This is a genomic window from Streptomyces mayonensis (assembly GCF_018982965.1).
Taxonomy (GTDB): domain Bacteria; phylum Actinomycetota; class Actinomycetes; order Streptomycetales; family Streptomycetaceae; genus Streptomyces; species Streptomyces mayonensis.
The window spans coordinates 17,503-28,570 of record NZ_JACBYP010000014.1; the positions used below are offsets into that span (position 1 = coordinate 17,503).

The 11,068-nt window shown below is 71.4% G+C and carries 10 protein-coding genes; 4 read left to right on the forward strand and 6 right to left on the reverse strand.

The window, feature by feature from the left end:
• Positions 1–28: 28 nt before the first annotated feature.
• The 4 genes from HZS56_RS07845 to HZS56_RS07860 are packed head-to-tail and all read right to left on the reverse strand — an operon-like array spanning position 29 to position 3,915.
• Positions 29–1,324, reverse strand: coding sequence for an ABC transporter permease (locus HZS56_RS07845; protein WP_308408020.1), 1,296 nt, complete (start codon positions 1,322–1,324; stop codon positions 29–31).
• Positions 1,321–2,046: an ABC transporter ATP-binding protein gene (locus tag HZS56_RS07850; RefSeq protein WP_216719965.1), complete on the reverse strand. Its 726-nt coding sequence runs from the start codon at positions 2,044–2,046 to the stop codon at positions 1,321–1,323. The genes HZS56_RS07845 and HZS56_RS07850 overlap by 4 nt, the downstream gene beginning before the upstream one ends.
• Positions 2,043–3,194 (reverse strand): efflux RND transporter periplasmic adaptor subunit, encoded by a 1,152-nt coding sequence (locus tag HZS56_RS07855; protein ID WP_308408021.1) that lies wholly within the window; start codon positions 3,192–3,194, stop codon positions 2,043–2,045. Before HZS56_RS07855 ends, HZS56_RS07850 begins: the two co-directional genes overlap by 4 nt.
• The gene (locus HZS56_RS07860) at positions 3,184–3,915 is read right to left on the reverse strand and encodes a hypothetical protein (protein WP_216719966.1); all 732 of its coding nucleotides are present in this window, start codon (positions 3,913–3,915) and stop codon (positions 3,184–3,186) included. The genes HZS56_RS07855 and HZS56_RS07860 overlap by 11 nt, the downstream gene beginning before the upstream one ends.
• 112 nt (positions 3,916–4,027) lie before the next feature.
• Here HZS56_RS07860 and HZS56_RS07865 point away from each other — a divergent pair, with 112 nt between their 5' ends.
• The 4 genes from HZS56_RS07865 (at position 4,028) to HZS56_RS07880 (ending at position 9,316) form a co-directional block, all read left to right on the forward strand.
• Positions 4,028–4,780, forward strand: a complete 753-nt coding sequence (locus HZS56_RS07865; protein ID WP_216719967.1) for a response regulator transcription factor — start codon at positions 4,028–4,030, stop codon at positions 4,778–4,780.
• 79 nt (positions 4,781–4,859) lie between these two features.
• Complete coding sequence (locus tag HZS56_RS07870) at positions 4,860–6,671, forward strand: sensor histidine kinase (RefSeq protein WP_308408022.1); 1,812 nt, start codon at positions 4,860–4,862, stop codon at positions 6,669–6,671.
• 531 nt (positions 6,672–7,202) lie between these two features.
• Positions 7,203–8,480 (forward strand): serine--tRNA ligase, encoded by a 1,278-nt coding sequence (gene serS / locus HZS56_RS07875; protein WP_216719969.1) that lies wholly within the window; start codon positions 7,203–7,205, stop codon positions 8,478–8,480.
• Positions 8,477–9,316: an HAD family hydrolase gene (locus HZS56_RS07880; protein WP_216719970.1), complete on the forward strand. Its 840-nt coding sequence runs from the start codon at positions 8,477–8,479 to the stop codon at positions 9,314–9,316. The genes serS and HZS56_RS07880 overlap by 4 nt, the downstream gene beginning before the upstream one ends.
• Positions 9,317–9,608: 292 nt before the next feature.
• On the opposite strand, the gene HZS56_RS39200 is transcribed toward HZS56_RS07880, so the two are convergent.
• Both HZS56_RS39200 and HZS56_RS07890 read right to left on the reverse strand, forming a co-directional pair.
• A complete protein-coding gene (locus HZS56_RS39200; RefSeq protein ID WP_444875596.1) occupies positions 9,609–9,779 on the reverse strand; it encodes an SGM_3592 family protein in 171 nt (56 codons plus the stop codon).
• A gap of 564 nt (positions 9,780–10,343) precedes the next feature.
• Positions 10,344–11,063, reverse strand: coding sequence for an ABC transporter permease (locus tag HZS56_RS07890; RefSeq protein ID WP_216719971.1), 720 nt, complete (start codon positions 11,061–11,063; stop codon positions 10,344–10,346).
• Positions 11,064–11,068: the final 5 nt, after the last annotated feature.

Sequence of the window (11,068 nt, forward strand, 5' to 3'; positions counted from 1 at the left end):
CGGCCCGCTGCCCTCCGCGGCAGCGGGCTCAGCCGGTGCTCAGCGCCTCGGTCGGCGCCAGCCGGGCGGCGCGGACGGAGGGGTACATCCCCGCCAGGACACCGATGACCATCGCTCCGCCCGTACCCATGGCGACGGCGGACAGCGGGATCACCAGCGGCCAGCCCTGGTACGTCACGTAGCCGACGGTGGCGAGAACGCCGATCACCGTCCCCGACAGGCCGCCGAGCAGGGAGAGCACCAGGGACTCGGTCATGAACTGGCCGCGGATCTGCCCCCGGTTGGCTCCCAGCGCGCGCCGGAGGCCGATCTCACTGCGCCGTTCGAGCACGGAGATGTACATGGTGTTGGCGACTCCGATGCCGCCGACCAGCAGGGCCACCCCCGACAGTCCCAGGAAGAGAACCGAGAACGTGCTGTTCACGGCGCGTTTGGCGGCCAGGGCGTCCGAGGGCCGGCTCACCTGCACCAGCCCGGGGAGCTGCGGGTACACGGTGGCGGGGAGGACGTCGGCCACGTCTTCCATGGCGTCCTCGTCGGCTCGCACGTAGACGACCGTGGGGTGCCCGTCAAAACCGAGCTCCTGTTCCGCCGCCTGCCAGCCCACCAGTACCGAGCGGTCGAGGTCCTCGGCGAGCGGGACCGGGTCGAGTACGCCGATGACGGTGAACCAGGTCTGGTCGATGATGACCTGCGGGGCCTCCTGCCCCGGGACGATACGGGGAATCGCCAGCCGGGCGGCGGCCTCGTGGCCCAGCACGACGGTGGGCAGACGGTTGGTCGCGGGACTCAGGAAGCGGCCCGACCTCACCCGGCCGTTCACCGCGGAGAGCAGATCGTCCTGGCCGGCGAGGACGCTGAGCCCGAGCCCGTCGTTGGGGTCGGTCCGGTCGGACCGCCGGACGATCGCGTGCGTGTTGGCGACGGCACTCGTGCGGCTCACCGGGCCGATCCTGGCGGCCATCTTCGCCGCATCCGGCGGCAGCAGCACAGGGGGCTTCTGGTTCGGCTGCGGCTGTGCCCGGAGCAGGTTCGTTCCCATCGCCGCCAGCTCCCGGTCGAGCGCCCCGTGGCTCGACGCCGGGATCCCGGTGACGAGGACGAGGGTGAGGATGCCGATCGAGATGCCGAGCGCGGAAAGGGCGGCCCGCATGGGGCGAACGCGGATGCCGAGCAGCCCCAGGCGCAGGATGTCCGACGGGGCCAGCCGCACGGGCCGGGAGGGATCGTCGCGCCGGCCGGCGGCCCGGCGGCCCGGAACCCGGTGCTCCCGGGCGCCCGCCGGGGCGGCGTCGTCCCCGTGGCGCGGCCCGTCGCCGGTCACGCGCCGCCCCCGGGGACGAGAGACGCGTCGAGGTGCGAGTCGGTGACGACGCGCCCGTCCGACATCTCGATCCTGCGCGGCAGGGACGCCGCGATGTCCCGGTCGTGGGTGATGACGGCGATGGTGGTGCCTTCGCTGTTCAGCTGGGTCAGCAGTTGGAGCACGGACTGTCCGTTCGCGGTGTCGAGGGCGCCGGTCGGCTCGTCGGCGAGTACCAGCGCCGGCTCGTTGACCAGTGCCCGGGCGATGGCCACCCGCTGGCGTTCGCCTCCCGAGAGCTGGTGCGGCAGGTGGCGGGTGCGACGGGCGAGACCGACCCGGTCCAGGGCGGCGGCCGCCATCGGCTGCCGACGGCGGCGGGGGACGCCCGAGTAGAGCAGTCCGGTGGCGACGTTCTCCTCGGCGGTGAGGCCGTCCGTGAGGTGGAAGTGCTGGAAGACGAAGCCCAGCCAGCGTCCGCGCAGCGCGGACAGTCTCCGGTCCGACAGCCGTGCGGCGTCCCGTCCGCCGATCAGCACCGTGCCGGCGGTCGGTCTGTCCAGGGTGCCCATGATGTTCAGCAAAGTGGACTTGCCGGAGCCCGAGCGGCCGACGATCGCCAGCAGTTCGCCCTCCCGGATGGTCAGGGACACGTCGTCGAGTGCGGTGACCCCTCCCGCGTACACCTTGCTGGCGTTCAGCACGGTGAGCACGGCCGCGCCCGTTCCCGGAGGGCCGGTCATGACGCCGTCACCACCACGTCGCCCTCCTTGACGCCGGCTCCCTCGACCTCCACCAGGCCCTTGGCGAAGAGGCCGGTCTCGATGCCGACCAGCTTCCCGCCGGGGCGCTGCAGCGCGTAGCCGCCCTCGCTCAGGGCGAGGAGCGCGCCCACGGGGACCACCAGGACGTTCTCCCTGGTCGTGGACGTGAAGACGACCTGTACGGAGGCCGCGTCGAGCCCCTCGACATCTTTGGAGTCCGTCGGCTGGACCTTCACCTGGAACGTGGGGGCCGTGTCGGTGCCGGCTCCCGACGCTTCGTCTCCCCCCTGCACGGTGGTGCCGATGGACTTCACCTTGCCGGGAACGCTCTTGGTGTCGGGAAGGACGACGGAGACCTCGTCGCCCTCGTGCACGGAGCCGGCACTGCCCGCGTCGACCTCCACCGTGATCGTCTTCTTCTGCGAGGTGAGGGTGAGGACCTCCTCGGCGACCGGGTCCCCCAGCTGTGCCTTGACGGCGTCGACGCGTGAGGGGCCGGACACGACCACGGCCCGCTCCGGTTCCAGCGTGCCGGTGGCCTCCTGCCCGGTGTCGTGCTGCCAGCGCTTGAGGGCGGCCAGTACACCGGTGGTCAGTTCGGTGCCGGCGTCGTCGGCGGTGCTGTCCTCGCGCGACGCCGCGGACTGCTGCGGCCGGGGGCCGATGTCGTAGCCGAGGGCTTCGAGGTTCTCGACGAGGACGGTCACGTCCCGACCGGTCGTGCCCGCCTTGTCCAGCGTGCGGAAGAAGGGAGTGTCGCCGAAGAACGCCGTGACCGGCTCGTCGTCGACCCAGTACAGGGGTTTGCCCCGCGAAACGACCGCGCCGGAGTCGGGCAGCCGGCTGATGATGCCCTTCCCGTTCCCCTTGACCGTGACCCGGCCTCCGTAGCCCAGGGACCCGGGCAGCGTCTGGGAGTCGGAGAGGTCGGCCCGCTTCACCCGGGTGGTCTGGGCGGAGGGAGCCGCTGCGGGGCCGGGCTGCTGCTCCTTGCCGTGGTCCGACAGCGCTCTTGCCCCGTAGACGCCGCCCGCGGCCACCACGAGGACCGCCACCAGCACGGTCGCCCGGCGCACGGTGCGGGTGGCACGGCGCGGCCGCTTCCGCGGCGAGCCGCTACTTGTCACCGAACGCCTCCAGCGAGCACGACCGGTCGGCCTCGAGAACCTGGGAGTCCGGGAGGGTGCCCGTGGTGTCCTCGTCGTAGGTCCAGCCCAGGCCGTCCGCGCTGACACTCGTGTCCTTGATCAGGTGGATCTTCATGCCCTTCTTCTGGAGGCACTTGACGTACACGCGGAAGTCGTCCGCGTAGTCCGGATTGCTCTCGGGCCGGGTCTCCGGAGGCTGGAGCGGCAGCTTGACCTCGCAGGCCTCGTAGGCGGGGCGGTACTTGGCGGCATCCGCCCGGCCCTGCTGGGGCGCTGCCTGCTTGGCCCCCGCAAGGGCCGCCCGCTTGGTGTTCATGGGGACGCCGTGCGCCTGCAGGCACGCGTTGTAGGCGTCCGTGAGCCGCTGCTTCTCCTCCTCGGACGTGTCCAGCCTCAGCTGGGGGCGCTTGGGGTCGACGGCCGAGTCGCCGCCGTCCTTCGACGCCGATTCCTTGTCCTTCTCCTTGTCCTTGTCCTTCGGTGAGCCCGACTCCAGGGTGTCCACACCCTTGCCGGAGTCGGCCTCGGTGTCCCCGCCGCTGCCGCAGGCGGCGGTGAGCGAGAGCCCGGCCACGGCCAGGCCGACGGCGAGGAGGCGCAGTCGCGGGCGGCGCGTGCCCGGGGTACGCGGAGTACGGGAGTGTTCCGGCGCGTCGAGGGGACGGGTGAGCAACGTCGAACGCTCTGCATGCCTGTTCATACCGATCAGCGTCCGGCAGCACTGTCAGGCAATTGTCAGGATCCCTTGGCGGTACGGTCTGCATCCCCCGGCACGGACGGGACACCACCGTTCCCGTTCCTAGACTGCCGCCATGCGTGCACATGTGATGGTGGCCGAGGACGATGCCGACCAGGCGGAACTGGTGCGCCGCTATGTGGAGCACGAGGGCCACGAGGTGACCCTCGTCCATGACGGCCGCACCGCCCTCGACCTGCTGCGCGGCCGGTGCCCTGACCTGCTCGTCCTCGATGTGATGATGCCGCGGGTCGACGGGCTGGACGTGTGCCGCGTCGTCCGGGCGGACCCCCGGCTCGCGCACCTCCCGGTGCTCATGCTGACGGCCAGATCGTCCGAGGACGATCTCCTGCTCGGCCTTGACCTGGGCGCGGACGACTACATGACGAAACCTTTCAGTCCTCGCGAACTCATGGCACGCATCCGGTCACTGCTGCGCCGCAGCGAGCGGGTCCCGGACGCCGAGGCCGCCCGGGAGGCACGCGGTCCTGTCCTGCGGGCGGGCCCGGTGAGCGTCGACCGTGCCCGTCACGAGGCGTGGGCGTACGGCCGTGCGATCCACTGCACGCCGGGGGAGTTCCGCCTCCTCGACATGCTCGCCGAGCACGCCGGCCAGGTGCTGTCCCGGGCGCAGATACTCGAGCGTCTGCACGGCTCCGACCCCTTCATCACCCCCCGGACCGTCGATGTCCACGTCATGAACCTGCGCCGCAAGATCAAGGACGTGCGCTCCGGCCCCGGGGACGGCACGCCCCTGGTGACCGTGTACGGAGTGGGCTACAAGCTCGCGGACACCCCGCACGACCCGCAGGCGCACCCGCATGGCTAGGCCCCGGTTCCGGTTTCAGTCCCGGTTTCAGTCCCGGTTTCGGTCCCGGTCCCCCAAGGGCAGGGTGCGGATATCGGCCGTGCCGCTGCGCCGCAGTCTGCTGCTGCGCCTGCTGGCGGTGTCGGCACTCGTGTCGGTCTGCTCGATCACGGCCACCGCATGGGTGGTCGTGCAGACCACCGCCGTCGTGCTCAGCCGCGAACGGGGGCAGGCACTGGCCGACGACGCGCGGATCTACGACACCCTCCTCGGGTACGCCGCGACGCACCCGGGGTGGGACGGCGTCCGGCCCACCGTCGACCGCCTGGCGCGGTCGGCCGGTCACCGCATCGTTCTGCTCGGCGAGGACGGCCGCCTCCTGGCGGACTCGGAGTCCGACCGGAACCGCCCCTTCCAGCGTCCGCAGCAGACGACCGCGGTCATCGACCCGCTGGCCGTCGCCCCCGAGCTGGACAAGAACGCCGCGGACGGCAGCCGCACCGGGACGGAGCGGATCGACCCCCGGGCCGTGGGGCCGTTCAAGCTGTCCGGACGGGACAGCGAGAGGCTGACGCGCACCGCGAAGCGGACGGTCCTGTGCCTGCGCGAGTTCGGTGACATCCGGTCCCACGTCCAGATGTCGCCCGCCGGACGCCCGAAGGTCGTGGTGACGGACCCCGGCGGCATGTCCGCCCTGGGTGAGCAGCACTGCAGCGGCACCGGGCTCACGGATCCGACGCCGTCGGAAACGGAAGCCCTGGAGGCGCTCACGAGCCTCGTCAACGCGTGTCTGGCCGGGCGGGAGGCGGAAGGAGTGCGCCTCGCCGTCGACGGCAGCTGGGAACCGCTCACCCGGCACGCGCCCCCGGAGTCGACCGTCCTGTCGTGTCTGACCACCAGCCGCAGCCAGCAACTGGCCCCGTACGTGGCGCCCGCCGCGCTGCTCTACGTCAGCAGCCCCGGGCGTACGGCGACGACGTTCTTCGACCTCTCCTCCGAGAACCGGCTGCACATCGCCGGCTGGGCAGCGGCCGTGCTGGTGGTGACCGTGACCGTGACCACGCTGACGGGCATCCGCCTGGTGAAGCCGCTCAGGACGCTCACCGGTGCGGCCATGCGCATGGAGGCCGGAGAGCCGTCCCCCAGCGTGGTGGTCCGGGGAGGCGACGAGATCGCGAAACTGTCGGCCGCCTTCAACTCGATGTCACAACGCCGTGAACAGCTGGAATCGGCCCGCCGGGACATGACCAACGACATCGCTCACGAGCTGCGTACCCCGGTGAGCAACATCCGGGGCTGGCTGGAGGCGGTGGAGGACGGCCTCGCGCGGCCCGACGCCGATCTGGTCTCCTCCCTGCTGGGACAGGCGCTCCAACTGCAGCACATCGTCGACGACCTCCGGGACCTCTCCGCGGCCGAGGCCGGCGAACTCCGTCCGGTCCCGGAGCCGGTCCAGGTCGTGGAACTGCTGTCGGCCACCGCCGTGGCCAACCGCGCCACGGCCACGGCGGCAGGAGTGACCCTCACCGTCGTGGACGACGGCCCCGTCGTGGTCATGGCCGATCCCGTACGCATACGACAGATGATCGGCAACCTGGTGTCGAACGCGATCCGCTACACACCCGCGGGCGGGTCGGTCACCCTGAGCGCCCGAGTCGAGCCCGACACCGTCGTGATCGACGTGGCGGACACCGGAACCGGAATCGCAGCCGACGAACTGCCGCACATCTTCGACCGGTTCTGGCGGGCGGAGAAATCACGCAGCAGACAGAGCGGCGGCAGCGGCCTCGGGCTCGCCATCGTGCGCCGCCTGGCCGAGGCGCACCAGGGAACGGTCACCGTGGTCAGCACGCCGAACGTGGGGTCGACCTTCACGCTTCGCCTGCCCCGGCAGGCCGGTCGTACGGCCTGATTTTCGTTGTCCACAGGAGTTATCCACAGGTCTGCTTCTCGACCTGGGGACAAGTCGACAACGAAGCGGTATTCAGTCGACAAATCCGCCTACAATCCCCTACATCCTCCACAGAGCCCCTGGTCACCCTTCGTCCACCTGTTTCTCGCCCGCCATACTCCGGAGTGACGCCGGGTGCCCCGTTTCCACTCGAAAGTGGGGTCGTGGAGGGTTTGGGCGAGCGGTTCTCAGGAATTAGGAATGATCACTTCCGGCAGTCCACAGATCTTTCACACAGCCTGTGGATAACTTTCCGAGGTTGTGGACCACTGTGGAAAACAGCCCCCAAGTCCCGCACCCCACAAGGGAATCCCGTCAACCCGCCGTCCGCATTCTGCCTCGTTCCGGGGGGTCGGCCCGCTTTCCTTGACCTGTGAAGCGATGGTCAACAGCCACCGCACGCACGGGGCAATACCCACATAACGGAACAGGGACCTCCGTGCAGCAATAGTGGGTCGAGACCCGCCACCGCTCACCGGTAGCCTTGACCATGTGATTGACCTTCGCCTGCTCCGTGAGGACCCCGACCGTGTGCGCGCCTCGCAGCGTGCCCGTGGAGAGGACGTCGCGCTCGTCGACTCCCTCCTGTCCGCCGACGAACGGCGCAGGTCGTCCGGCGTCCGCTTCGACGAGCTGCGCGCCGAGCAGAAGGGCCTCGGCAAGCTGATCGGCAAGGCGACCGGTGACGAGAAGGCCGCGCTGCTCGGCCGGGCCGAGCAGCTGAAGACCGACGTCAAGGCCGCCGACGCCGAGCGCGACGCCGCCGACGCCGAGACCCAGGAGCTGCTCCAGCGGCTCGGCAACCTCGTCCACCCCGACGTGCCCGTCGGCGGCGAGGAGGACTTCGTCACGCTGGAGACGCACGGCACGCACCGCGACTTCGCGGCCGAGGGCTTCGCACCCCGCGACCACCTGGAGCTGGGCCAGCTGCTCGGCGCCATCGACGTGGAGCGCGGCGCCAAGGTCTCCGGCTCGCGCTTCTACTTCCTGACCGGCGTCGGCGCGCTGCTGGAACTCGCCCTGGTCAACGCGGCGATCGCCCAGGCCACGGCGGCCGGCTTCACGCCGATGCTGACCCCGGCGCTGGTGCGCCCGCAGTCGATGGCCGGCACCGGCTTCCTCGGCCAGGCCGCCCAGGACGTGTACCACCTCGACAAGGACGACCTCTACCTGGTCGGCACGTCCGAGGTGCCGCTCGCCGCCTACCACATGGACGAGATCCTGGAAGCGGAGCGGCTGCCGCTGCGCTACGCCGGTTTCTCGCCCTGCTTCCGCCGCGAGGCGGGCTCGCACGGCAAGGACACCCGGGGCATCTTCCGTGTACACCAGTTCGACAAGGTCGAGATGTTCTCCTACGTCCTGCCCGAGGACGCCCAGGCCGAGCACCGGCGCCTGCTGGAGTGGGAGAAGCAGTGGCTGACCTCGCTGGAACTGCCGTTCCGGGTGATCGACGTGGCCTCCGCCGACCTGGGCTCCTCGGCCGCGCGCAAGTTCGACTGCGAGGCGTGGATCCCGACCCAGGGCAAGTACCGCGAGCTGACCTCCACCTCGGACTGCACCGAGTTCCAGTCCAGGCGGCTGTCGATCCGGGTCCGTGAGGACAGGAAGGTGCGTCCGCTGGCCACGCTCAACGGCACGCTGTGCGCCGTTCCGCGCACCATCGTGGCGATCCTGGAGAACCACCAGCAGGCCGACGGCTCGGTCCGCGTTCCCGAGGTGCTGCGCCCGTACCTGGGCGGCCGGGAGGTCCTGGAGCCGGTGGCCAAGTGACCGACACCGGCCCCCACCCCGCCCCCGCCGGTTCCTTCCCGTACCGGCTGATCGCGACGGACCTCGACGGCACGCTGCTGCGCGGCGACGACACGGTCTCGCAGCGCACCCGGGACGCGCTCGCCGCCGCCACCGCGGCGGGTGCGGCGCACATCGTGGTCACCGGCCGCGCCGTTCCGTGGACCCGGCACATCCTCGACGACCTCGGGTACGACGGGCTGGCCGTCTGCGGTCAGGGCGCGCAGGTCTACCACGCCGGGGAGCACCGGCTGCTGACCTCGGTCACGCTGGACCGGCAGCTGGCCGGGGTGGCACTGGCCAAGATCGAGGCGGAGACCGGTCCGCTGTACCTGGCCGCCAGCCGGGACGGTCTGGACGGCGACGTGCTGGTCGGCCCGGGCTACCAGGTCGGGGGCGACCTTCCCGCGGTTCCGTTCACCGACGCCTCGGACCTGTGGTCGGCTCCGCTCAACAAGATCTACATCCAGCATCCGACCCTGTCGGACGACGACCTGGCCGACGCGGCCCGGCGCACCGCGGGCGGCTTCGTCACGGTGACCATGGCCGGCGCGGGCGTGGTCGAGCTGCTCCCCCTCGGTCTGTCCAAGGCGACCGGCCTCTCACTGGCGGCACGCCGGCTCGGTCTGAAGGCCGCGGACACGATCGCCTTCGGCGACATGCCCAACGACGTTCCGATGTTCGGCTGGGCCGCGAGGGGTGTGGCGATGGCCAACGCCCACCAGGAGCTGAAGGCGGTGGCCGGCGAGGTGACGTCCTCGAACGACGAGGACGGCATCGCGGTAGTGCTGGAGCGTCTGTCGGCTCGTCCGGCCTGACGCCGACGGGCGCACCGCGGGGGCGCTCGCCCACCACGGAGGCGCGGCTCGCGCACCGCAGCGGTGCCGCTCGCGCACCCGCCGGGGGCCGCTCCGCGTCGGGTCGCCGGTGTCGGCCCGGTCAGAAGCACGGTCCGGACGGCGCCGACGTCCCCGTCGGTCGGCCCACGCGAGGCATCCCGCGTGCTCGAAGCGGCCGCCCGTTGCACCGGCGCCGTCCAGCCTCGTGCATCCACCACAGTGCCGCCGCCGCAAGCCGGGCGCCACCGATTAAAAGCGGACGTACGCCGCGTCAGCCCCGGCGCCACCTGCGGCTCCTGCTGAAGAACCATCCGGCGGGCGGCTCGTCCGAGCGCCACGGCTGCGGCTCCGGCCGCTCGCGGCTCCACCGGGCGGCGAGCATCCGGGCGCGGGCCGACGGCTCGGAGGTTCCCGCCCCGCGCACGAACTCCTCGTCCAGCACGAGGTCGTCCCAGGGGGTGTCCGGGGACGCGTCCCGAGTGACGCCGCGTGTGGCGCCCCCTGCGGCATCCCCGGGCGTGCCCCCGACCCGGGGCGAGTCGAAGGCTTCCCCGGTACGGTCCTCCGGCTGTTCACGCCCGTCCTGTCGAGGTGTGCGGCCCGCCATCAGTTCCTCCCAGCCTCGCGTCCTCGTGCTTTCCGTACGTCTGTCTGCTCTCGGAGCGCCGTTCGCCATGCGTCCGTTCGCCGTGCGTCCGGTCTCTCCGACGACCTTCCTCCGTATACCCGGCCTCCGAACGTCGCCTCGGGCCTCTCACGACCGGGTCCGTGGAGTGCGAGGCCTGTGTGGGTGGGTTCCGAGCGCGGGGCGGCCGGTGGGCAGGGCGCGCCCGAGTCTGTGGCGCCCGTCCGCGGTGAGCCCGCGTGGCGGGGCCTGCCTGGCGTGGATCCGTGCGCCCGACGCCCGTGCGTGTGGGCCACTGTGCCGGTGTGCCGGAGCCCGGGTGAAGGCCCCGTCAGTACCGGGGCCTGCTCCCTCCTGCCCGGCGGGCACCACCGGGGTCGCTCACTCCTCCCCGGCCAGCGTCAGCGACCGCAGTTTCTGGCCGGCGTACCAGGTCGCCAGCACGGTCACCCCGGCGAGCAGCACCGTCGCGGTCGGCAGGCCGACGTCGGAGGTGACCAGGTTGCCGTCGGCGACCTTCTCGGCCACCGCGAGCGACCACTGCTGGACGCTCAGCGTGCGGGCGCCCGGCACCAGGGAGCCGAACAGGGCCTCCCAGACCAGCGCGTAGACGAGCCCGAAGACCACCGCGTGCCGGGAGACGGTGCCCAGCAGCAGGAACAGCGCGGCGTAGGCGATGGAGGCGACCAGCGCGGCGATCGTGTAGGCGATGGCAACCTGCTGGCCGTTGCCGTTGAGGACCAGACCGGCCAGCAGCGTGGGCACGGCGGAGAAGACCATCGTCACGGCTATGGCGACGATCAGCTTCGTGAAGATGATCGTCGGCCGCTTGATCGGCTTGGACAGCAGGTACACCACCGAGCCGTCGTCGATCTCGGGGCCGATGGCACCGGTGCCGGCGATGACGCCGATGATCGGCACCATGGTGGCGAGGGCGAACCCGCCCAGCACGTCCGCGGTGGTCTGGTCGTCGGCTCCGGCGAGCCCGCGCACCGCCACAGCGATGACGAGCAGCAGCAGGGGCAGCGCGCCCAGAATGAGGGCCCGGCGGCGGCCGAGCAGAGCCCGGTAGGTGAGCCGGGCGACTGTGGGGTCGTACATTCTTC